Origin of the sequence: Streptomyces sp. NBC_00986 (genome assembly GCF_045162565.1) — a bacterium.
In the GTDB taxonomy this organism is placed as follows: domain Bacteria; phylum Actinomycetota; class Actinomycetes; order Streptomycetales; family Streptomycetaceae; genus Streptomyces.
The window spans coordinates 2,504,537-2,527,117 of the sequence record NZ_CP108733.1 but is presented as its reverse complement, the minus strand read 5'-3'; the positions used below and the strand labels follow the sequence as shown (position 1 = coordinate 2,527,117).

Sequence of the window (22,581 nt, the reverse complement as noted above, 5' to 3'; positions counted from 1 at the left end):
CCTGCGCCCGCGCCCGAGGCGCAGGGCCCCCACAATGGACAGGTGACCTCCATGAACCCGGACACGTGACACCGATGAGTCTCGACGACCCCGCCCCCGCGCCCTTCGCGGAGGCGGACCTCCCGTGGAGTCACCCCCTGGCCGGCGGGCTGTCCCGGCTCGGCCGGCGGATCAAGCTGGGCGACCGGAAGCACCCGTGGGTGCTGGACGCGGCCCTGATCGTCCTGGTCGCGGTGATGTTCTGCGTGCCGGACCTGGTGAACGACGACGACGGCCGACGGCGCGGCTTCGACAACAGCTTCATCCATCTGCCCTGGCCCGCGACCATCGCCCTCCAGGCCGGACTGGTGCTGCCGCTGCTGTGGCGGCGCCGCAGACCGACGCTCGCCTTCGCCGTCATCGCCGCGGTGTTCTTCGTCCAACTCGGGCTGGGCGCCTGGCTGCGCGCCGACGTCGCCCTGCTGATCTCCCTCTACAGCCTCGCCCTGCACGGGCAGTTGAGGCGGCTGCCGGTCGCCTGCGCCGTCACCGCCTGTGCCCTGGGGCTGTTCGCCGTCCGGCTGCCGTCCCAAGTTCCGATCCTGGACGCGCTGTTCGTCCTCTTCAGCACCATCACCGCCGCCGTCGCCCTCGGCCTCGTCGTCCGCATCCGGCGCGCCCAGCTCGCCGTACTGCGCGACCGCGCGGCCCGCCTGGAGATCGAACGCGACCAGCGCAGCAAACTCGCCGCCGCCACCGAACGCACCCGCGTGGCACGGGAGATGCACGACATCATCGGCCACAACCTCTCCGTCATCATCACCCTCGCCGACGGCGGCGCCTACGCCACCGACCTCGCCCCCGAGCGAGGAAAGCAGGCCCTGCTCCTCATCGGCGACACCGGCCGCCAGGCACTCGGTGAACTGCGCCGCATGCTGGGGGTGTTGCGCGTCCAGACCACCACACCGGACGCCCCCGAACTCAGCCCGCAGCCGGGCATCACCGACCTCGACGCCCTGTGCGCCCGCATCCGCGCGGCCGGTCCCCAGGTCGTGTACCGCACCGGTGGCGACCCGGCCGCGCTCGACCGCGGGGTCCAACTCACCGTGTACCGCATCGTGCAGGAAGCCCTCACCAACGCTCTCAAGCACGCGGGCCACGACACCCGCGTCGAACTCGCGGTGAACGTCGAGGAGTCACGGGTGCGCATCGACTGCCACGACACCGGCCCCGGCACAGCCACCGCCGGACCCGCACCCAGCCACGACGAAGGACACGGACTCGCCGGCATGAGAGAACGCGCCGCCCTCTACCACGGCACCGTCACCGCCGGCCCCGCCCCCGGCGGCGGCTGGACGGTACGGGCCACCCTCGACCCCACCCCGCTCACCGCGAGCGAGAGCCGGACCGGGACCGGGGGAGCGGCATGACGACCGTGCTCATCGTGGACGACCAGCCCCTCCAACGCCTGGGATTCCGGATGCTGTTGGAGGCCAACCCCGACACCGAGGTGGTCGGCGAGGCCGGGCACGGCGGCGAGGCGGTACGCATGGCCGCCGAACTGCGCCCCGACGTGATCCTGATGGACGTACGCATGCCCGGCATGGACGGCATCGAGGCCACCCGCCGGGTCGTCGCGGCCGGCGACCGCTCCCGCGTCCTCATCCTGACCACCTTCGACCTCGACGAGTACGCCCACGAGGCACTGCGCGCGGGAGCCAGCGGCTTCCTCCTCAAGGACGCCCACCCCGAGGAACTCCTCGCCGGCATCCGCGCGGTGGCCTCCGGCGACGCCGTCATCGCCCCCGCGCTCACCCGCCGTCTGCTGGACGCCTATGCCCAGCACCTGCCGAAGAGTTCACCGGCGGGACCCGCGGCGACGCCCGCGACGGACGACCCGCGCATCCGCCCCCTCACCGAACGAGAACGCGAGATCCTCGTCGCCATCGGCCAGGGCTGGACCAACGGCGAGATCGCCGAACGCCTCTTCCTCTCCGAGTCCACGGTGAAGACCCACGTCGGCCGCGTCCTCGCGAAGGTCGGCGCCCGCGACCGCATCCAGGCGGTGATCCTGGCCTACGACCTCGGCCTCGCCCGCCCCAACTCGCCCGACCAGTAGCCCGAGTTGTCCCCGGCCATCACGCAACCTTAGGTTGCAGCGCCCGCACGCACAGCTTCGTACACGATGTGGACGCTGCGGCACATCGGGACAACTGTTGCTTCCCATGGTCGAGATCAAAGGGGCTCTGTCCCGCAGAACGATGTTGGGCGCCATGGCGGCGACGGCGACCGCGGCAACCGTGCCGCTGACCGTCGCGGCACCGAGCGCCGAGGCCGCACCGCAGGTGAGACCCGATCTTCTCTACGTCGGCACCTGGAACGGCGGTCAGGTCTACGGGGTCGGCTTCGACCCCGTCCAAGGAACCCTGACGTCCAACGGGCCGGTGGCCCAGGTCAGTTCGGGCTGGGTGACGGCACACCCCGACCGTCCGATCCTCTACGTCGGCAGCCAACTGGACGGCGGAATCGTCCACGTCCTCACCGTCGACCGCGCGACGGGCGCGCTCACGGAGACGGGGCAGGCGAGCACGGACGGCGGAGGGACGGCCGGCGGCGGACTGTCGTACCTCGGCGTGGACCGCCCCTCCGGCACCCTGCTCGTCGCCAACTTCGAGGCGGGGCTTGCCGTTTCCCTCCCGATCCACCGGAACGGCGGTCTCGGCGCACCGGTCTCGGTCGTGGCCGACACCGGATCGGGGCCCAGCCCACGGCAGTTGGGCCCGCACCCGCACGAGGTCGTCGTGGCCCCGGGCCGCCGCCACGCCCTGGTCCCGGACCTCGGCGCCGACCGCGTCTTCGTCTACGGCTTCGACGGTACGACGGGTGCGCTGTCGTCCGGCGAGAGCGGACCCGGCACCTACGCCACCGACGCCGGCGCAGGCCCGAGACGGGTCGTCTTCCACCCCGACGGACGCAAGGCGTATCTGCTGACCGAGCTGACGGCGGAGCTCCAACTCCTCGACTGGGACGGCAGATCCGGGCAGTTGACGCAGCGTCAGAATCTTGCCATAGACTCACCGGACTTCACCGGCACCAAGAGCGGCGCCGAGTTGGCCATCAGCCGGGACGGCCGCTTCGTCTACGCCTCAAGTCGCGGCGAGAACACGCTCGTTGTGTACGCGGTCGAGCGGCGGACCGGGCTGCTCTCCCTCCTCCAGCGCATCCCCTGCGGGGGGTTGAAGCCCTGGAGCTTCTCCGTGCACCCGAGCGGGCGCTGGCTGTTCGTCGCCAACGAGGCGAGCAGCACCCTCGACGTGTTCGCCGTCGACCTCCGCTCCGGTCTGCTGACCGGCACCGGGAACTCCCTCCCGATACCGAACCCCGACTGCGTCGCCGTCTGCGCACGCTGAGGTCCGCACCTGGAGATCCGGCCGCACGTGATTGTCCAACAATCATGTGCGGCAAGGATCTTGAGGATGAAGAGCCGGCACGTTCTTGCTGCACACTTCTTGCCGCCGTGGGTCGCCACTGTTACGTTCACTGCATCGCTTGTCGGACAATCCGAAGCGAGCGAAGGTTCACCCTCCCCCCAACCCCTACATGTAGGCCGGGCAAGGAGACCAAGTTGTCGAACAATCAGCGCCCACCTCACTCCGAAGCTCTCCGCTTCGACCATGTCACCCTTCAGTTCCCGGGAAGCCGGCGGCCGGCCATCGAGGACGTGTCGTTCCAGGTCGAGCGAGGCAAGTTCGTCGCCGTGATCGGACCCAGCGGCTGCGGCAAGAGCACCATCCTCAACCTGGCCGCAGGACTCCTCGCCCCGACCCTGGGCCGCGTCCACTTCGACGGCGAACCGGTGACCGCCGTCAACTCCGAGGCCGCGTACGTCACTCAGCAGGCCAACCTGCTGCCCTGGCTGAGCGTCCGGGCCAACATCGGACTCGCCCTGAAGTTCCGCAAGGTCCCCAAGGACGAGCGGGAGGAACGCATCGCCCACTGGGTGAAGGTCGTCGGCCTCACCGGATTCGAGGACCACTACCCCCGCGAGCTGTCCGGCGGCATGCAGAAACGCTGCGCGATCGCCCGCGCCCTCATCTACAACCCGTCCATCGTGCTGATGGACGAACCCTTCGGACCGCTGGACGCCATCACCCGGCTCAAGCTCCAGCAGGACCTGCTCAACCTCTGGGAGGGCGAGCGCGGCGGCACGCTCGTCTTCGTCACGCACGACCTCAACGAGGCGATCTACCTCGCCGACGAGGTCATCGTGATGTCCGACGGCCCCGGCACGATCCGCCGGGTGCTGCCCGTCCCCTTCGAACGGCCGCGCAGCATCGGCTCCCTCGTCGAGTCCCGCGAGTTCTCCGAGCTCTACAACGACCTGTGGAGCCTGTTCAAGTCCCAGTTGCAGACGTCGGACGCCGGCGCGTAGGCCCAACCGCGTTCGTCCTGCCGCGCTTTCGGAAGCGTGCCTTCACCTGACGGTTCGTCAACCCGCCCTGCGAGGTGCCCAGCGTTGATATCGATCGCTGAAGAGATCGCCGTACCGAGTCCACCGGATCGCGTCTGGGAGATCGTCTCGGACCCCTCCGAGGTCGTCGCCTGCATCAACGGCGCCGAACTCGGCGAGGCCCACGACGACGGCTCCTTCGACGGAACCCTCGTCGTCAAGTTCGGGGCGATGAAGGTGAGATTCGCCGCCAGAGTGGCTCTGGACCTCACCGAGTCCGACCGGGAGGGCCGACTCTCGGCCCGCGGCAAGGACGGCCAGGGCGGCACCCGCTTCACCGCCCGCGCCAAGTTCCGGGTGACCGAGGGAGAAGGGCCGGGCGACGCACGCGTGAGCGTGCTGGGCGAGGTCCAACTCAACGGCAGGCTCGCCCCGTTGGTCGAGTCCGGCGCCGGCGCGATGGTCTCGCGGATGACCCGGGAGTTCTCGGCGGAGCTCATTCAGCGGTGCGCACCCGACACCCCCCAACAGCTCGCACCACCATCGCCCACCGGACTGCTCGGCCGCCTGCGCGCCTGGTGGACACGGCTTCTGAGTCGGCGTCAGAGACCCTCACCAGCAGGTGAATCGGCGACAACGACAGCGACAACCGCGTCTTCGGCGACCAAGGAGGCAGGCAATGACCCCGGCCAGGCTCAATAACGTGATCGGCGCACTGGAGTCGGGACGCCATGCCTTCGCCTCCTTCGCCGCGCCCGACCCCGCGTCCGCCGTCGAGTTCAGCACCACCGACTACGACGGCCTGGTCTTCGAGACCGAGCACAAACCCTGGGACGTCACCGCCCTGCGGGACAGCCTCCAGTACCTTCTGAACCGCCGTCAGATCCACGCCGCCGACAGCCTCGCACCCGCCGTCACCCCGCTCGTGCGGATCCCGGCCAACGGCGGCGAGAAGGCGCAGTGGCACGCCAAACAGGTTCTCGACCTGGGCGCGTACGGGGTCGTCTGGCCGCACGTCACCACCGTGGACGAGGCCCGCAACGCGGTCGCGGCCTGCCGCTACCCGAGCCTGCCCGGCAGCCCCCGCCACGAGCCCGCAGGCCTGCGCGGCGACAGCCCGGGCGCGGCGGCCCGCTACTGGGGCATCACCAACGCCGAGTACTACAGGAGAAGCGACGTCTGGCCGCTCGACCCGGACGGCGAGGTCCTCGTCGCCCTCATGATCGAGGACCGGCGCGGCATCGAGAACCTCCCGGACATCCTCGACCAGGTCCCGGGCATCGGCCTGATCCTGATCGGAGAGGGCGACCTGAGCCAGGAGTTGGGCGTACCGCGTCAATACGAGCATCCGCGGGTCCTGGAGTGCAAGCGCCGCGTCCTCGACGTGTGCGGGAAGCGCGGTGTCGCCGTCGGCCATCCGCATGTCACCGCCGACAACGTCAAGCAGGTGCTCGACGACGGCTACCGCTTCCTGATGTCGGCGCCGGTGCGCTCGTATCCGGGCCTCGAACTGGGCCGTGCCCTGACCGCCCGCACCTCCGGAAGGGAGGGACTCCAGTGATCATCGACAGCCACGGGCACTTCACCACCGCCCCACCCGCGCTGGGCAGTTGGCGCGAACGGCAGATCCGCGCCTTCGAGGAATCGGGTGCCCGCGTGTCACCCGACGACCTGCACATCACCGACGACGAGATCAAGTACGCGGTGGAACAAGGGCAGTTGAAGCTCCAGCTGGAGCGCGGCACGGACCTTGGGCTGTTCTCCCCGGGCGCCGGGAAGATGGCCCACCACTACGGCGACGAACGCACCAGCCTCGACTGGTCCCGGGTCAGCAACGACCTGATCGCCCGGGTGTGCGGCCTGTTCCCGGGCCGGTTCGTCGGCGTGTGCCAGCTGCCCCAGTCACCGGGGGACGCGCTGCCCGCCTCGGTGCGCAACTCGGTCACCGAACTGGAGCGCTGTGTCGAGGAGTTGGGCTTCGTCGGCTGCCTCCTCAACCCCGACCCCTCGGACGGCTACTGGCAGGCACCGCCCCTCACCGACCCGGTGTACTACCCGCTCTACGAGAAGCTCGTCGAACTCGACGTCCCCGCGATGGTGCATGTCGCGATGTCCAGGAACCCTGCTATGCAAGGGACTTGTGCGCACTACCTCAACGGCGACACCGCGGTGTTCATGCAGCTGTGCATGTCCGACCTGTTCGCCGACTTCCCGACCCTGAAGCTGATCCTGCCGCACGGCGGCGGCGCCGTCCCCTACCACTGGGGCCGCTACCGGGGCGTCATGCAGGACCAGGGCCGGCCCCCGCTGGAGGAAGCGGTCCTGCGCAACGTCTACTTCGACACCTGCGTGTACCACCGGCGCGGCATGCAACTCCTCGTCGACGTGATCCCCGCCGAGAACATCCTCTTCGCCTCGGAGATGATCGGCGCCGTCCGCAGCGTGGACCCCGAGACCGGGCACCGCTTCGACGACACGAAGTACCTCCTCGACTCCCTCGACACGCTGAGCGACACCGACCGGCGTGCGATCTACGGCGGCAACGCGCAGCGCGTGTTCGGCCGCCTGGAGGGCGTGCTCAAGTCCGTGTCCATTGACTCAGCCCAGTCCAACACCCCGAAGGAGGCCGGGAATTGAAGGCCTACGAAGCCCTCGCCGAGGCGTTCGTCAAGGAGGGCACCAGCGACGTCTTCGGCATGATGGGCGACGCCAACATGCACTGGATGAACGCCCTCGACCGGCGCGGCGTCCGGCTCTACGAGGTACGCCACGAAGGCTCCGGCCTCGGCATGGCCGACGGCTGGGCCCGAACCACCGGCCGTCCAGGGGTCGTTACGACGACCAGCGGCCCCGGCACCTCGCAGCTGGCCACCTCGATGATCGTCGCGAACCGCGCCCGCACCCCGCTGGTCGCCTTCTGCGGCGAGACCAGTTGGGGCGACCAGGGCGCCGTGCAGTACCTCGACCAGCGCCGTTTCGCCGCCGCCGTCGAGTGCGGCTTCGTCCACCTCTCCCGCCCCGACCAGGCCCAGGACGCCGTACAGCGCGCCTTCTACCAGGCCCGAACCGAGTCACGGCCGGTGATGCTGAGCGCCCCGATCGACATCCAGCAAGGGGAGTTGGAGGACGCCGACGAGTACGTCCCCTCCCTCGCCCTCCTCGACAGCCCCCGCCTGCTGCCCGACCCGGCCCGGATCGCCGCGGCCTGCGACATCGTCCGGGCGAGCAAGCGCGTGGTGATCGTCGCCGGACGCGGGGCGCGTCGCGCGGGCGCCGGCGGTGAGGTGCTCGCCCTCCAGCAGCGGACCGGTGCCCTCCTCGCCACCACCCTCCAGGCGAAGAACTGGCTGTGCGACAGCACCCGTTACCACGTCGGCCTCGCCGGACTGTTCGGCAGCAAGACGGCCACGGAACTCCTCCAGGAGGCCGACTGTGTGATCGCGGTGGGCGCCAGCCTCAACAGCTACACCATCGAGCACGGCTACCTCTTCCCCGACGCCCGGTACATCCAGATCGACGTCTCCCCGCACATCGTGATGGGCAACGGCAGGGGCGCCGACTGCTACATCCAGGCCGACGCGGTCACCGCCGTGGGCGAGTTGAGCCGTGCGCTGGAGGAGCGCTCGGTCCAGCTCGACGGCTTCCACACCGACGACGTCCTGCGCCGCCTCGCCGAACCGCTCCAACCCCCGGCGTCGTACGTCAGCGAACCGGGCCGTATGGACCCGCGTCAGGCGATCCGCATCCTCGACGACGAACTCCCCGGCGAGATGGGCCTGGTGCTCGGCAGCGGGCACCAAGTCGACTTCGGCACCATGCTGTTCCAGCGCTCCCGCGAAGTCCTCTCCAACTACGGCATGTTCGGCGCCATCGGCCAGGCCCCGCTCCTCGCGATCGGCCGACTGGTCGCCGAGGGACGGCGGCCCGGATTTGTGGTGGAGGGCGACGCCAGCTTCCTCATGCATCTCTCCGAGTTCGAGACGGCCTGCCGCTATGGCATCCCGCTGCTGGTCGTCGTCATGAACGACGAGGGACTCGGCGCCGAGTACCACAAGTCCCGTTCCAAGGGCCTCGACCCGAACCTCGCCCTGATCCCGACCCCGGAACTCGGCCCGGTCGCGGTGGCCCTCGGCGGGGGAGGCGCCACGGTCCGCACCCCGGCCGAACTGACCGCTGCCGTCGCGGAGTTCGTGCGCTCGCCCCGCCCCACCGTGATCGACGTCCGCATCACCCGCGAGGTACTGAGCGTCCCCTACCGCCGCCTCATGTACGGCGAGGACGTATGAGGCGGGCACCGATGACACCGCTGACCGTCCTGCTGGGCGACTACCCGCACACCCGCTATCTGAAGCAGACCCCGGTCCTGGGCGGCGACTGCCGCTTCGTCGAGGCCTCCCCGCTGTACCCGTCCTTCGCCCGTATGGTTCGCCAACTGGAGTACGACGTGTGCGAGTTGGCCCTCGCCACCTACCTCCAGGCCCGCGAGGCCGGCGTCCCGATCACCCTGCTTCCGGTCGTGATGATCGGCGGCACCCACCACCGCTCACTCACTCGACTCCCGGACGGTCCGGATCTCACTCCGGGCGGGCTCATCGGCCGTCGGGTGGGCGTGCGCTCCTACAGCCAGACCACCGGCCTGTGGGTGCGCGGCATCCTGCGCGAGGAGTATGGCGTCGAATCCTCCGACGTCACCTGGGTCACCACCGAGGAACCCCACGTCGCCCAGTACCACGAACCGGCCTACGTGGAACGGTCCCAGGCCGGGCGCGTAGCCGATCTGCTGCGCGGAGGCGAGGTCGACGCTGCTGTGCTCGGGCCGCGCGCGATCGGCGGCCAGGGCGCGGGCCTCGTCCCGCTGATCCCCGACGCCGAGGCGGCCGGCCTCGCCTGGATCGACCGCCACGGGACCGTTCCCGCCAATCATGTGGTCGTCGTCCGCGACGACGTCCTGCGGTCCCAGCCGGAGGCGGTACTCGCCCTGTACCGCGCGCTCAAGGACGCCATCGCCGCCACCGCGCGGGAGCGCGACGACTCACCGGCCGGCCGCGCGGTAGCCGCTGGCTGGACCGTTCCATTCGCCGACTGCCTCGAGATCGCCGGGCGTTACGCCCTGGAACAGGAGCTCGTGCGCACCCCCGTGGACGTGGGCGCGATCGAGAAGGAAACCGCGTTCGTCCGAGGAAGCTGAGAGGAGGGCAGCGATGACAGGACTACGACACCGACCGAGCGCCCCCACCCGGCGCCCCGACCATTGGACACCGGACCTCCTCGCGAAGGTCGACTGGCGCCGTCGCGCGGCAGCCGAACCCTTCCGCGGAGTGACCACACCGGAGGGCCCGCGCCCAGGCCTCTTCCCTCTGCGCGACACCGGCGTGGACGTCAGCGGGGTACGGAAGGCGGCGGAGGACTATCTCGCCGCACTCTCGCCGGCGCAACTGGCCGCCGCCAGGTTCCCCATCGACGACGTGACATGGCGTCACTGGGCCAACGGAGCAAGGTACTTCCTCCGCCACGGCGTGTGCCTGGAGGACTTCGACGACGAGAAACGGCACCGCGCCCTGGACCTCGTCCGCGCCAGTCTCAGCGTCCACGGCTACACCCAGGTCGTCGACCTGATGCACCTCAACCTCACCATCGGCGAACTCCGCGGTGAGGAGGACCTGTTGAACGAGTGGTTGTACTGGTTCAGCGTCTACGGCGAGCCCGAGAACGGCGGCCCCTGGGGTTGGCAGCTCGACGGCCACCACGTCAACGTCAACTGTGTCTTCGTCGGCGACCAGATGGTGCTGACGCCCACTTTCCTGGGCGCCGAACCGGTGACCGCCACGTCCGGGAAGTACGCCGGAACGACCGCATTCCGGCGCGAAGAGGCCGTAGGACAGGAGCTGTTCACCACCCTGACGCGCCGTCAGCGGGAGCGGGCGGTGATCGCGGACGAGCTGCCGCCCGACCTGTTCGTCGGCGCCTTCCGCGACAACTTCCAACTCGCACACCGGGGCCTGCCGTTGAGCGAACTGACTGCGGGCCAGCGCGCGATCGCGGCGGAACTCATGGGCCTCTACGTCAACCGCGCCGCCGACGGCCACGCACGGGTCCGCATGGACGAGGTCACCGCCCACCTCGCGGACACCCGCTTCGCCTGGATCGGCGACGGCGCACCGGACAGCGCCTTCTACTACCGCCTCCACAGCCCGGTGATCCTCGTCGAGTTCGAGCATCAGGCCGGGGTCATGTTCGACAACGATGTGCCCTCGCGCAAGCACATCCACACCGTGGTCCGCACCCCGAACGGCAATGACTACGGGACCGACCTGCTGCGCCGGCACCACGAGCGGTTCCATCGGAAGAGGAGCACGGGATGAAGATGGTTCTGGGCCGCGACGACCTCGCGGCCGCCGCGGAGACCGCCGTCCGCGCCACCGGCACGGACCTCGAACGGCTCGACGTACGGCCCGTGCACAAGGCCTCGCGCGGATTCGTCAACGACAGGGACGTGGACCTCTGCGAGCTGGCGGTCGTCACGCTGCTCCAGGCCGTCGCCCACGGCAAACCTCTCGTGCTGCTCCCGGTCACCACCCTCGGCCGCCACCAGCACCAAACCCTCGTCACCTGCCGTGAGTTGACCGTCGCCGACATCGAGGGCCGCACCGTCGGCGTCCGCTCCTGGAGCCAGACCACCGGCGTGTGGGTGCGCGGTTTCCTGAGCGAGCGGTACGGGGTCGACCTGCGGAGCGTCGACTGGGTCGTGTACGAGGACGGCCACGTCGACGAGCACGAGGACCCGGCCTGGGTGAAGCGGGCCCCCGAAGGCGCCCGGCTCCAGGCGGACTTCCTCGAAGGGCGCCTCGACTTCGGGATCATGGGCAACGAACTCCCGGCCGACGACCGTATCCGCACCACGATCCCGGACGCGTCCGACGCCGCTCAACAGTGGGCGCTCACCAAGGGGTTCGCCCCCGTCAACCACGTCGTCGGGATCACCGCGTCAGCCGCCCGCGAGCACTCCGCCGCCCTCTGCGCCGCCTACGACGCGATGCGCGCCGCGCTCCCGCCGACCAGCCCCGTGGACTTCAGCCCCGTCGGCTTCGAGGCGTTGCGTGGCCCGGTCGCGCAGGCCGCTCAATTCGCCCTGGAGCAGGGTGTGTTGCCCCGGCCCGTCCCCTTTGACGAGCTGGTGGAGGGGAGTTGCGCCGCCCTCGGGGTGGATCCCGCGCGACTCGGCGGCTGACACCTGGGCGAACGGCCGTGGCCCACACATCCATGGAACGGAAGGCAGGGAATGCAGAAGCTCTCGGTGGCCCTCGGGGAGTACCCGCACGGGCAGGCGCTCCTCGACGGCGAGGTCGAGGTGGACGGGTACCGGATCGAACCGGTCGAGGTCAGGCCGGTCATCGGCGCCTACCGGCGGATGATCCGCGACCTGGAGTTCGACGTGTGCGAACTCGCCCCCGTCTCCTACCTGATGGCCAGACAGGAAGGCGTCCCGCTCACCGCGATCCCGGTGTTCCTCAACCGCCGTTTCCACCACGGCGACGTGCAGTGCGCCGAGGACTCGGGCATCCGGGTGCCCCGCGACCTGGAGGGGCGCCGGGTCGGGGTCCGCGCGTACACGGTGACCACCGGGGTGTGGGTGCGCGGCATCCTGAGCGAGCAGTACGGCGTGGACGTCGAGAAGATCACCTGGGTGGTGGACGACGACGACCACATCGAGGGCCGTACCCCGCCGAACGTCGAACGGGTCGCGGACGGACGGTCGTTGGGTGAGCTGCTGCGTGCCGGTGACATCGACGCCGCGTTCACCGGCAATGCCGGCACCGGCCGGGCGGGCGCACCCCGGGCGGGCTGGGCCGCGGCGGACGAGGGGGTCGGCGACGGCCCGTATCCGCTCTTCCCGGACGCCGAAGTCCTGGCCGTGGACTGGTACTTGCGAAGCGGCGTCTACCCGCTGCACTCCCTCATCGCGCTCCGCTCCGACCTCGTCGAACGCGACCCCGACCTCCCCGCCAAGCTCTACACGGCCTTCGTCGACAGCAAGCGGAAGCAACTCGCCGCCGATCCCGACTGGTTGGCGCAGCCGCGCTTCGCCCGACAGGCACGGCAGATCGACGGCGACCCCGTCCCCTACGGCATCGACGCCAACGAGCCGAGCCTCACCGCGCTCGTGCGGTTCTGCCGGGACCAGGGCCTCCTCGACCCGGACTTCCCCACCGACCCGCACGCCCTGTTCGCCGCCGGCGAGCATCCCGGCGCCTGACCGAAACGACGTACCGCACAAGGGAGTTGGACCATGGACGTGGTCGACGCACACTGTCACATCATCTCGGAGGACCAGGCCCGGTACCCGCGGGCGCCGATCGGCGGCAAGCAGTCGGCGTGGGCCGAGTCCCGGCCGGTGACCGCCGCCGGGATGGTGACCCGCATGGACGAGGCGGGCATCGGCCGGGCTGTACTCGTCCAGGCCACCACGGCTTACGGCTACGACAACTCCTACGTCCTCGACAGCTGCCGGAGTCGCCCCGGACGTTTCGTCGCCGTCGGTACGTTCGACCCGCTGCGGCCGGACGCCTCCGACATCCTCGCGAACGCGGTCGGCGACGGAGGTCTCGCCGGGGTGCGGCTGTTCACCAGCGGCAGCACGGTGCCGACGCAGGGGGAGTGGTTCGCCGCCCCCGAGACATATCAATTCTGGCGCCGGGCAGGGGAGTTGGACATCACCGTCTGTCTGCAGATGCGGCTCGGGGCGGCGACCAAGCAACTCCGGCAGGTGCTGGAGCGGTTCCCGGACGTACGGGTCCTCCTCGACCACATCGGTTACCCGGACATCGCCGCCTCGCCCGCCCGCGCCGGTGCCGATGTCGCCGAACTCGCCCAGCATCCGGGCCTGTTCCTGAAACTCACCCACCGCAATCTGGAACGGCTGTACGACGCCGGGGACGCGGCGGCCGACTTCCTCGAACCCGTCGTGGCAGCGTTCGGCGCCGACCGGATCGCGTGGGGCTCCAACTGCCCGGCCGCAGAACAGTCGTTGCCCGAACTGCTGCGACTCGCCGAAGACGTCCTCGCCGTACTTCCCACGGACGCCCGGCAGGCGATCTTCGCCGGAACGGCACGACGGCTGTACCCCGGGCTGACCGAACAAGGCGCCTGAACGGGACATACTCCCGGGACGGCCGACATCAGCGGCCGGCAACCCTTCCGAGAACACACAGGTGATCAAGGTGGACATCAGCGGTTACGACGACGTCGTGGATCCGGGCCGAACGTCGCCCACCCGGCACAGCCAGGCCTACGACGGACTGCGCTCGCTGCTCCTGTCGGGCAGCGTCGAGCCGGGCACCCGGCTCACCGAGGCCGACCTGACCAGGATGTTCAACGTCTCGCGCAGCACCATGCGGGCGGTGCTGGTCCGGCTGACCCAGGAGGGTTACGTCACCAGCGAGGTCAACCGCGGTGTCCGCACCAGGAGTTTCTCCGTCGAGGAGGCCGCGGACATCCTGGAGGCACGCGAGACGCTGGAGTCCGCCCTCGCCGGGAAGGCCGCCGAACGCGCCACCGACGAGGAGATCGCCCAACTCCGCGCCACCCTCCGGGAGATGGAGGACTGCAAGGCACGCGGCGACCAGGCCGCCTACTCGCGCGGCAACCGCCTCTTCCACCAGCAGGTCAAACAGGCCGCCCACCAGCAGACCCTCGCCAAGGCCTACGACACGCTGCTCTACCCGCTCGTCATGCGCCAGTACCGCAACCTCTCCGCCCCGCACCCGCGCGCCGGTTCGCTGGAGGAGCACCAGGCGATCCTCCTCGCCATCGTCACCCGCAACCCGGATGCGGCCGTCGCCGCGATGCGCCACCACGTGGCCTCCGCCCGTCAGGCACTCCTGCTGCGCTCCGCCCGCGACAGCCCCGCCCACGCCACCGACTGACCGACCGCTCGCCGCACACGAGAAAGGGTCTTCATGCGCCACCCAGTGGAAACCGAAGCAGGGCTGGTGGAGGGCATACCGGGCCGCGACCACGCGCTCACCGTGTTCCGCGGCATCCCCTACGCGGCGCCCCCGGTGGGGGAGTTGCGCTGGCGCCCGCCCCAGCCCCCGCCGACCTGGCCCGGTGTGCGAGTGGCCCGCGCCTTCGGCCCGATGTGCCCCCAGGCCCCCAACAGCGAGATCGCTGGCATCGACCTTCCGATGAGCGAGGACTGCCTGAACCTGAACATCTGGACCGGTGCAACCTCCACCGAGGAGCGCCGCCCGGTCCTGGTCTGGATCTACGGCGGCGGCTTCCGCGTCGGCACGGGTGCGAGCCCCCGCTACGACGGCGAGGCCCTTGCCCGCAAAGGACTCGTCGTCGTCACCTTCAACTACCGCCTGGGCGCCTTCGGTTTCCTCGCCACCCCCGAGCTCAGTACCGAGTCCGGCCACCACGCCTCCGGCAACTACGGCCTCCTCGACTGCATAGCCGTCCTGCGCTGGGTCCGCGACAACATCACCAACTTCGGCGGCGACCGCGACCGCGTCACCATCGCCGGACAATCCGCAGGGGCAGGAGCGGTCAACTTCCTGGCCATGTCCCCCCTCGCCCAGGGCCTGTTCCACCGAGCTGTCGCCCAGAGCCACGCCCGCCACGCGCGCGACCCCGAACTCCGGTACCTGGCAACGTCGTACCGCACGCTGCCCGACGCCGAGAGCGCGGGCGCACGGTACGCCGAGGAACGCGGCGGGCCCTCCCTCACGCGGCTGCGGTCACTGCCCTGGCAGAAGCTCGTCGACGGGGACGCGGCCGTCGACTCCCTGGTGGAGACCGGCAGTTCGGCGAAGCCACCGCTGTTCCGGCCCGTCGTCGACGGGTGGGTACTCCCCGCCGGCTACGACGAGACGTACGCCAAAGGCCGTCAGAACAACGTCGGTTACCTCGCCGGCAACAACAGAGACGAGAGCGGAGCCGTCCCCGAGAGCACCTTCGCCGCCTACCGCACGGCCGGCAAGAAGGCCTGGCGACCGGGCATGCCACCCGTCCACGTCACCCTCGACGACTACGAGGCCGCGGCCCGGCGGAAGTTCGGCGGGATGGCCGACGAGTTCCTGCGGCTGTACCCGGCGGCCGACGACGACGCGGCGGGCCGCGCCCACAGTGCGGCCGTGCGCGACAACGCCCGTATGTCCACGTTCCTTTGGGGCACGGACTGGACCAGACACGCTGACCGCCCGGTCTACACGTACTTCTGGACCCACCGCTCCCCGGCACGCGGGCAGGACCCGCGGCGCGCCTCGCACAGCTCCGAGATCGACTTCGTCCTCGACAACCTCGACCAGGACGACGCCGAGTGGACAGCCGAGGACCGGTCCGTCGCGGCGACCATGTCCGGCTACTGGGCCAACTTCGTCGCCACCGGCGACCCCAACGGACCCGGACTGCCGAACTGGCCGCCCTACACCCCCGATTCGGCGACGGTCATGCAGGTCGGCGAGGGCTTTGGACCGGTCCCGGTCGCGGAGCCCGCCCGGCTCGACTTCTGGAAGCGCTTCTTCCGTACGCAGCAGGCATGGTGACTGGAGACCTCATGAGACTACGCACCGCGGACACCCGTACCGCCGTCGCGCTGGCGGCCACCATGGCGCTCGGCACGGCCCTGCTGACCGCGTGCGGCGGCGACTCCTCGGCGAGCGCCGACGGACTCACCACCGTGACGGTCGGCACCGGTGGCAACATCTTCGACCTGCCCCTCAAAGTGGCCGACGCCAACGGCTACTTCCGCAAGCAGGGGCTCAAGATCAAGTACGTGACGCTGACCGCCGCGACCGGACCCTCGGCCCTCCAGGCGGGCTCCGTGCAGTTCCTCCACGACAGCCCGACGGGGTTCGTGACCGCGCTGTCCAAGGGCCTTCCGGAGACCGCGCTCGCCGCGGACGGGCTGGGCAATCCGCTCGGGCTCGTCGTCAGCAAGAAGTTCGCCCAGGACCACGACCTGACCGCCGCCACCCCGGCCGCCGATGTCGCCAAGACGCTGGCCGACTCCACCGCGGGCGCCAGTTCGGCCAACACCAAGGCCGAGGCCGGGATCTTCCTCAAGTCCCACGGCGTCGACCCCACCAAGCTGAAGTGGGTGTCGCTGCCCAGCCCGGCCGCCGACAAGGCCGCGCTCAACAACCACGAGATCGACTGGTTCGTCACCTCGGAACCGCTGCCCCTGCAGATCGCGGACTCCGGCGACGGCATCGTCGTGGCAACGCCCCTGACGGTCCCCGAATGGGACGCCGCGCACTCCGGATACAGCCAGTTCGTGGTGGCCCAGAAGAGCTACGCGAGCGGGCACGCCGACATCGCGAAGAAGTTCGTCACGGCCGTCCAGCAGGGCACCGCCTACATGCGGACCCACCTCGCCGACAAACAGGACAAGACCGTGCTGGCCGTCGCGCAGAAGGCGCTGCCCGGCGTACCGGCCAAGGTCCTCGAAGGCAGCCTCGAACAGGTCGACTGGCCGGCCAAGTCATCGATGGACGCCGCCACTTGGAACACCACCACGGCCTTCATCGACGCGATAGGCGCGCTCCCCGACGGAGCCAAGGTCACCACGAGCGACTGGACCAACACGTACCTGCCATGACACGGCCGGCGAGAAAGCGGAAGGAGCAGACGATGGCGACTGCCACCGACACGCCCGAGAGCACGACCGAGGTCGCGGTCGCGACCGAACGACGCCGCAGGAACAACGACCGCTGGCGCGACACGGCCATCGTGGTGGCCCTGCGTCTCGCGGTGATCGCGCTCTGCCTGGTCCTCTGGCAGGTGATGAGTGGACCGGTCCTACCGGAGTACGCGGTCAGCAAGCCGACCGACGTGTCGCACGCTTTGTGGAAACTGCTCGGATCCTCCTCCGGGTGGACCGACATCAGGGTGACGTCGATCGAGGTGGCCGCCGGATTCGCCATCGGCGTGGTCCTCGGCACGGTGATGGGCCTCCTCCTGGGCTCCTTCCCGCTCGCGGGCCGGGTCCTGGAGCCCCTGGTCGCCGCCGTCAACGGCATCCCCAAGATCGCCCTCGCGCCACTCTTCCTGCTGTTCTTCGGCATCGGCCCCTGGTCGAAGATCAACATCGCCGTCACGGGCGTGTCCTTCGTCGTCTTCTACAACGTCTACCTCGGCCTGCGCCTGCGGGAGCGCGAACTCGTCGAGATCGTCCAGGTGATGGGCGGCCGCCGCCACCACGTCCTCGGCTACGTCACGATCCCCACCCTCGCCGCCCCCTTCTTCGCCGCCCTCAAGACCGGCGGCCCGCTCGCGATCCTCGGCGTCATCGGCGGCGAGTTCATCGCCTCCTCCGAAGGCGTCGGCCACGAACTGTTCACCTCTGCCATGAACCTCGACGCCGCGACCGAGTTCGCCGGCCTGATCGTGCTGGTGGTGATGACCCTCATCCTCAACGGCCTGTTGAGTTGGCTCGACACGTACGCCCTCAAGCGTCTGGGGCTGAGCCCGCGACGGTCGGCCGAGCGCCGCGCAGGTTGACCGCCGGAGCATGAACCCCCTGCTCACACCGGGTTTCCCGGCCCTCTCCCGGACGGGCAACGGGAAACCCGTCGACCCCGGAACTCCCCCGGGACAGGCTGATCCCCGTCAGCACGAAGCACGGCCTGCGACTCCGCAGGAGACCCACTAGGGGGAAACATGCGCAAGATGTTGAGCGCCTTCGCGGCACTCGCGACCGCGGCCACCGCGATGGTGGCGATGGGTGGCGCCGCCCAGGCCGCGCCCGCGAGCAACAGCACGGTGTACGGCTGTCTTTCGGGCAACGTCTGCATCTGGCCCCAAGGCGTCAACCCGATCGACAACCCGCACCCGACCAACCAGTACGCCAGCTACGGCGCCCACAACCTGAGCAACCAGTTCGGGTACCACTGGGTCCTCAACAACCAGTACGGCGGCGCCGGCGCCGCCCTGTGCAACAACTACGGCGGCACCAACTGCGGCGAATACCTCGCGCAGGACCAGTGGACCTACACGGACCTCACGCCCATCAACTCCATCGTTCTCTACCGGCCGTAGCCGGACCTCTCGCCACGGGGGAACACTGCCGGGACCGGTCCACACCGGTCCCGGCAGTCCCGTTTTCGCCACTCCGGGTGAAGTCCTCTCTCCCTGTCCGACCCCCGCAGTAACCTGGGCATCCGCCGTCCCACGATCCGGACAGGCCAGTGCCAGGGGGATGCCTTGGGGGATCAGCAGTACGACGACGCGGACGTGGACCGGTCCGACCAGCCGGGAAGCACCGCACAGGCCACGCCGTCCTTTCCCGCACAGCTGAGACGGCTGCGCCGGGAGCGCGGACTGTCGCTGGCCGATCTCGCACGTCAGACGCACTACAGCAAGGGCTATCTCAGCAAGATCGAGACCGGCGTCAAGCGGGCGACCGTCGACGTGGCCCGCCAGTGCGACCACATCCTGCGCGCCGACGGCGAGCTGCTCCGGCTGGTGCGCGAGACCGGCCCGGCGGAGCGCGGCGCGGGGTCGGCCACCGACACAGGTGCGCTTGCCTGTCCGTATCGCGGACTGTCGGCGTTCACCTCGCAGGACGCGGCCTGGTTCTTCGGCCGGGAGCGGGCCACGGCCGCACTCGTCGAGCGGGTCTTCCAACGCGTCGGCGGCGGACCGCTGTTGCTCGTCGCCCCGTCCGGCGCCGGCAAGTCCTCGCTCCTGAACGCCGGTCTCGTCCCGGCGTTACGCCGCCCCGGCGGTTTCCCGATGCCCGGCGCCGAGCGCTGGCCGGTGGTCGCGCTCACGCCCACCGCCCATCCGCTGGACGAACTCCTCGAACGGACGACGAAGGTCCTCGGCAGCGAACTCGACCTCACCGCACAGGAGTTGACCGACCGCCCCGAGGCGTTACTGGAGGCGGTCCGCGCCCGCTCGGAGGATGCCCCGCCCGGCGCGGACGGCCGCCGCCCGCCCCCGGTCCTGCCGGTGCTGCTGGTCGACCAGTTCGAGGAACTGTTCACCCTCTGCTCCGACGAGAGCGAGCGACGGGCCTTCGTCCGGGTCCTGCGGGCGCTGTCCACCGGCCCGGACCCCGCCGTCGTCGTGCTCGGCGTCCGCGCCGACTTCACCGGCCGCTGCCTCGAACTCCCGGAACTGGCCCCGGTGTTCACCGACGGACTGTTCGTCCTGCTCCCCATGTCCGTGGCGGAACTGCGCGCGTCCATCACCCGCCCCGCCGAACTCGCCGACGTCACCCTCGAACCCGGCCTGGTCCCCCTCCTCCTGCGCGACGCCGGCCTGCGCGACGAACCGGGCACCGTGGACCGTTCCAACACCCCCGACGGCACCCCGTCCGGCGCCCTGCCCCTCGTCTCCCACGCCCTCCTCGCCACCTGGCAGCAGCGCGAGGACACCACCCTCACCGTCGCCGGGTACGAGCGCACCGGCGGCATCCAGGGCGCCATCGCCCGCACCGCCGAGACCGTGTTCGCCCAGTTGTACCCGGCCGAGCAGAAGACCATCCGGCGCGTCCTGTCCCGGCTCGTCCACGTCTCCGACGAGGGGACCGTCGCGACCCGGCGCCGCGCAGGCCGCAGCGCCCTGATGGAACAACTCGCCGACGCGGACGCCGCGTCGGCCGCCCTCGACGTCTTCGTGCGGGCCCGGCTGATCACCGTGGACCGTGACACCGTCGAGATCACCCACGAGGCCCTGCTGCACGCCTGGCCCCGGCTGCGCGACTGGATCCACGCGGACCGCGCCGGACTCCTCATCCACCAGCAACTCGCCCACGCCGCCGCCGAATGGGAGCGCGAGGACCACGACCCGTCCGCCCTCTACCGCGGCACCCGCCTCGACACCGTCCGCGCCTGGGCCGACGAACTCGACGGCCGCAGCCGCCTCGGCCCCCGCGAAGAGGCCTTCCTCAAGGCCAGCCAGGCGGAGGAGGACACCCGCCAGCATCTGGCGAGGCGCCAGATCCGGTTACGCCAGGCCCTGTTCGCGACCCTCGCCGTCCTCCTCGGCCTCGCGGTGACCGCCGGCGGCCTCGCCTACCAGCAGCGCGCGAGCGCCCTCGACCAGGAGCGCGTCGCCCGCTCCCAGGCCCTCGCCGTGCAGTCCACCTCCCTGGCCGGCAGCCAGCCCGAGGCGTCGATGCTCCTCGCCGAGGAGGCCTACCGCGCCGACCACACCCCCGAGGCCCGCGGCGCCCTGCTCAGTACCCAGGCCCAGGCCTTCTCCGTGCGCCTCGTCGGCCGGCACGGACCGGTCAACGCCGTCGCCTTCGCACCGAACGGCAAGCTCCTCGCGACGGCCGGCGCATACGGCACCGTACAACTGCGCCGCACCAGCGATCACCGTACGACCGCCACGCTCACCTTCCCCGGACGGGTCCGTTCGGTCGGCTTCAGCCCCGACGGGGGCGCGCTCGCGGCGACGTCCAGCGATGGACCGGTCCGGATCTGGGGCACCGCCGACCACCGGGTGCGGGCCCTGCTGCCCGCGAGCACCACCGGCGCCCGCGCCCTCGCCTTCGACCCCCGCGGCCGTACCCTCGCGGTCGCCGGTGACGATGGAACGGTCCAACTCTGGGACATCGCCGGCGACAGGCCGACCGGGGTACGGCTCGTCGGGCACACCGGCCGGGTCAACACGCTGGCCTACGCCCCGGACGGCAGGACCCTGGCCTCGGGCGGCTCCGACCGGACCGTACGGCTGTGGGACACGGACCGGGGACGGTCCCTCGCCGTACTCAGGGGGCACACCGACGAGGTGCTCGGGGTGGCGTTCGCGCCGGACGGGCGGAGCGTGGCCTCCGGGGGCGTCGACCGGACGGTACGCCTGTGGAACGTGGCCTTGCACCGGTCCACGGCGACGCTCACCGGACACAGCGACGACGTCAACGCCGTCGCCTACACACCCGACGGCAGCACGGTCGTCAGCGCGGGCGGCGACGGCACGACCCGCTTGTGGGACGTGCGCACGGGGCGGCCGGCCGCGATCCTCGCCGGGCACACCGACTACGTGATGTCCGTCGCCGTGAACTCCACCGGCACGACCCTGGCCACCGGCGGCTTCGACCAGTCGGTGGTGCTGTGGGACCTGCGTGGACCGGTCCTGACGGCCCGCCCGTTCACCGAGGTCTCGCAGGCCGCGTACAGCCCGGACGGGACACTCCTCGCGACCGCCGACGCGGACCACACCGTCAGGCTGTGGGACGTGGCCCGGCGCCGGGTGGTGACGACGTTCACGGGCCACCGTGAGAGCGTGTTCTCGGTGGCGTTCTCCCCGGACGGCCGCACCCTCGCCTCGGCGGGGTCGGACGGCACGGTCCGGCTGTGGGACGTCCGCTCGCACCGCGCGCTCGCGACCCTCACCGGTCACACCGGGGACGTCTTCTCCGTCGCGTTCGCACCCGACGGCCGCACCCTCGCCTCCGCGGGCGCCGACCGCACGGTCCGCATCTGGGACGTCCACGGCCACCGTCAACTCGCCGTCCTCAAGGGCCACTCGGACTCTGCCAACGATGTCACCTACAGCCCGGACGGCCGCACCCTCGCCAGCGCGGGCGACGACCTGACCGTCCGCCTCTGGGACACGGCGACCCACCGCCCGCTCGCCACCCTCACCGGCCACACCGGCGCGGTGCGGGGCGTGGCCTTCAGCCCCGACGGACGGACCCTCGCGAGCAGCAGCAACGACGGCACGGTCCGCCTGTGGGACGTCCGCCACCGCCGCTTCGAGGCCTCCCTCACCGGCCACACCGGATCCGTGCGCGGCCTCGCCTTCTCCCCGGACGGCACCCTCCTCGGGAGCAGCGGCAGCGACCGTACCGTACGGCTCTGGGACCTGGCGGGACGGCGGCCGTGGGCCACACTCACCGGGCACACGAACGCGGTGTGGGGCGTCGCGTTCGCACCCGACGGCCGGACCCTCGCGAGCAGCAGCAACGACGGGACCGTACGACTGTGGGACCTGGACCTCGGCGACCGGCTCACCCGAATCTGCCGTCTGCGGAAGGCGATTGGGCCCGAGGAGCGCAAGACGCTGATGCCCGGACTGCCCGTGTCGTTCACTCCCGGGTGTGCGAAGCCCTGACCGGGGCGGGCCAAGTGCCGCTGGTGGGAGGGGGTTTCCCCAGGGTTTCCCGTTGCCCTTCGGGGTGGGGTGACGCCGGGTCC

General features: G+C 70.6%; 19 protein-coding genes. All 19 read left to right on the top strand.

Annotated features, from left to right (window positions below):
- Nucleotides 1-74 precede the first annotated feature (74 nt).
- The 19 genes from OG504_RS11060 to OG504_RS10970 all read left to right on the top strand — a co-directional run bounded on the left by OG504_RS11060 (nucleotide 75) and on the right by OG504_RS10970 (nucleotide 22,498).
- Nucleotides 75-1,409 carry a sensor histidine kinase gene (locus tag OG504_RS11060; RefSeq protein ID WP_405989641.1) on the top strand — a complete coding sequence of 445 codons (1,335 nt, stop codon included), beginning with the start codon at nucleotides 75-77 and terminating at the stop codon, nucleotides 1,407-1,409.
- Nucleotides 1,406-2,098 carry a response regulator gene (locus OG504_RS11055; RefSeq protein ID WP_405989640.1) on the top strand — a complete coding sequence of 231 codons (693 nt, stop codon included), beginning with the start codon at nucleotides 1,406-1,408 and terminating at the stop codon, nucleotides 2,096-2,098. The genes OG504_RS11060 and OG504_RS11055 overlap by 4 nt, the downstream gene beginning before the upstream one ends.
- Nucleotides 2,099-2,204: 106 nt before the next feature.
- Nucleotides 2,205-3,389 carry a lactonase family protein gene (locus OG504_RS11050; RefSeq protein WP_405989639.1) on the top strand — a complete coding sequence of 395 codons (1,185 nt, stop codon included), beginning with the start codon at nucleotides 2,205-2,207 and terminating at the stop codon, nucleotides 3,387-3,389.
- A gap of 215 nt (nucleotides 3,390-3,604) precedes the next feature.
- The gene (locus OG504_RS11045) at nucleotides 3,605-4,411 is read left to right on the top strand and encodes an ABC transporter ATP-binding protein (RefSeq protein WP_405989638.1); all 807 of its coding nucleotides are present in this window, start codon (nucleotides 3,605-3,607) and stop codon (nucleotides 4,409-4,411) included.
- A gap of 84 nt (nucleotides 4,412-4,495) precedes the next feature.
- Complete coding sequence (locus OG504_RS11040) at nucleotides 4,496-5,131, top strand: SRPBCC domain-containing protein (RefSeq protein ID WP_405989637.1); 636 nt, start codon at nucleotides 4,496-4,498, stop codon at nucleotides 5,129-5,131.
- Entirely contained in the window at nucleotides 5,109-5,990 is an 882-nt protein-coding gene (locus OG504_RS11035; RefSeq protein ID WP_405989636.1) for an HpcH/HpaI aldolase/citrate lyase family protein, read from the top strand. The genes OG504_RS11040 and OG504_RS11035 overlap by 23 nt, the downstream gene beginning before the upstream one ends.
- Nucleotides 5,987-7,066 carry an amidohydrolase family protein gene (locus OG504_RS11030; RefSeq protein ID WP_405989635.1) on the top strand — a complete coding sequence of 360 codons (1,080 nt, stop codon included), beginning with the start codon at nucleotides 5,987-5,989 and terminating at the stop codon, nucleotides 7,064-7,066. The genes OG504_RS11035 and OG504_RS11030 overlap by 4 nt, the downstream gene beginning before the upstream one ends.
- The gene (locus OG504_RS11025; protein ID WP_405989634.1) at nucleotides 7,063-8,715 is read left to right on the top strand and encodes a thiamine pyrophosphate-binding protein; all 1,653 of its coding nucleotides are present in this window, start codon (nucleotides 7,063-7,065) and stop codon (nucleotides 8,713-8,715) included. Before OG504_RS11030 ends, OG504_RS11025 begins: the two co-directional genes overlap by 4 nt.
- 11 nt (nucleotides 8,716-8,726) lie before the next feature.
- On the top strand, nucleotides 8,727-9,617 hold the full coding sequence (locus OG504_RS11020; protein WP_405989633.1) for a hypothetical protein: 891 nt from the start codon (nucleotides 8,727-8,729) through the stop codon (nucleotides 9,615-9,617).
- Between the two features lie 13 nt (nucleotides 9,618-9,630).
- Entirely contained in the window at nucleotides 9,631-10,791 is a 1,161-nt protein-coding gene (locus OG504_RS11015) for a DUF3500 domain-containing protein (protein ID WP_405989632.1), read from the top strand.
- The gene (locus OG504_RS11010) at nucleotides 10,788-11,657 is read left to right on the top strand and encodes a hypothetical protein (RefSeq protein ID WP_405989631.1); all 870 of its coding nucleotides are present in this window, start codon (nucleotides 10,788-10,790) and stop codon (nucleotides 11,655-11,657) included. The genes OG504_RS11015 and OG504_RS11010 overlap by 4 nt, the downstream gene beginning before the upstream one ends.
- A 51-nt stretch (nucleotides 11,658-11,708) precedes the next feature.
- Nucleotides 11,709-12,683, top strand: coding sequence for an ABC transporter substrate-binding protein (locus tag OG504_RS11005; RefSeq protein WP_405989630.1), 975 nt, complete (start codon nucleotides 11,709-11,711; stop codon nucleotides 12,681-12,683).
- Nucleotides 12,684-12,716: 33 nt separating this feature from the next.
- A complete protein-coding gene (locus tag OG504_RS11000) occupies nucleotides 12,717-13,577 on the top strand; it encodes an amidohydrolase family protein (protein ID WP_405989629.1) in 861 nt (286 codons plus the stop codon).
- A gap of 61 nt (nucleotides 13,578-13,638) precedes the next feature.
- Entirely contained in the window at nucleotides 13,639-14,352 is a 714-nt protein-coding gene (locus OG504_RS10995; protein WP_405989628.1) for a GntR family transcriptional regulator, read from the top strand.
- Nucleotides 14,353-14,397: 45 nt separating this feature from the next.
- The gene (locus OG504_RS10990) at nucleotides 14,398-15,975 is read left to right on the top strand and encodes a carboxylesterase/lipase family protein (protein ID WP_405989627.1); all 1,578 of its coding nucleotides are present in this window, start codon (nucleotides 14,398-14,400) and stop codon (nucleotides 15,973-15,975) included.
- An 11-nt stretch (nucleotides 15,976-15,986) separates the two neighbouring features.
- Nucleotides 15,987-17,030: an ABC transporter substrate-binding protein gene (locus OG504_RS10985; RefSeq protein ID WP_405989626.1), complete on the top strand. Its 1,044-nt coding sequence runs from the start codon at nucleotides 15,987-15,989 to the stop codon at nucleotides 17,028-17,030.
- A gap of 32 nt (nucleotides 17,031-17,062) precedes the next feature.
- Complete coding sequence (locus OG504_RS10980) at nucleotides 17,063-17,932, top strand: ABC transporter permease (protein WP_405989625.1); 870 nt, start codon at nucleotides 17,063-17,065, stop codon at nucleotides 17,930-17,932.
- Nucleotides 17,933-18,091: 159 nt separating this feature from the next.
- Entirely contained in the window at nucleotides 18,092-18,469 is a 378-nt protein-coding gene (locus tag OG504_RS10975; RefSeq protein WP_405989624.1) for a hypothetical protein, read from the top strand.
- A gap of 165 nt (nucleotides 18,470-18,634) precedes the next feature.
- A complete protein-coding gene (locus OG504_RS10970; RefSeq protein WP_405989623.1) occupies nucleotides 18,635-22,498 on the top strand; it encodes a helix-turn-helix domain-containing protein in 3,864 nt (1,287 codons plus the stop codon).
- Nucleotides 22,499-22,581 lie beyond the last annotated feature (83 nt).

Bases quoted from the DNA above. Each gene is read 5' to 3' on its own strand.
- OG504_RS11060 (WP_405989641.1), top strand. From the start codon at position 75: ATGAGTCTCGACGACCCCGCCCCCGCGCCCTTCGCGGAGGCGGACCTC.
- OG504_RS11055 (WP_405989640.1), top strand. From the start codon at position 1,406: ATGACGACCGTGCTCATCGTGGACGACCAGCCCCTCCAACGCCTGGGA.
- OG504_RS11050 (WP_405989639.1), top strand. From the start codon at position 2,205: ATGGTCGAGATCAAAGGGGCTCTGTCCCGCAGAACGATGTTGGGCGCC.
- OG504_RS11035 (WP_405989636.1), top strand. From the start codon at position 5,109: ATGACCCCGGCCAGGCTCAATAACGTGATCGGCGCACTGGAGTCGGGA.
- OG504_RS11020 (WP_405989633.1), top strand. From the start codon at position 8,727: ATGACACCGCTGACCGTCCTGCTGGGCGACTACCCGCACACCCGCTAT.
- OG504_RS11015 (WP_405989632.1), top strand. From the start codon at position 9,631: ATGACAGGACTACGACACCGACCGAGCGCCCCCACCCGGCGCCCCGAC.
- OG504_RS11010 (WP_405989631.1), top strand. From the start codon at position 10,788: ATGAAGATGGTTCTGGGCCGCGACGACCTCGCGGCCGCCGCGGAGACC.
- OG504_RS11005 (WP_405989630.1), top strand. From the start codon at position 11,709: ATGCAGAAGCTCTCGGTGGCCCTCGGGGAGTACCCGCACGGGCAGGCG.
- OG504_RS11000 (WP_405989629.1), top strand. From the start codon at position 12,717: ATGGACGTGGTCGACGCACACTGTCACATCATCTCGGAGGACCAGGCC.
- OG504_RS10985 (WP_405989626.1), top strand. From the start codon at position 15,987: ATGAGACTACGCACCGCGGACACCCGTACCGCCGTCGCGCTGGCGGCC.
- OG504_RS10980 (WP_405989625.1), top strand. From the start codon at position 17,063: ATGGCGACTGCCACCGACACGCCCGAGAGCACGACCGAGGTCGCGGTC.
- OG504_RS10975 (WP_405989624.1), top strand. From the start codon at position 18,092: ATGCGCAAGATGTTGAGCGCCTTCGCGGCACTCGCGACCGCGGCCACC.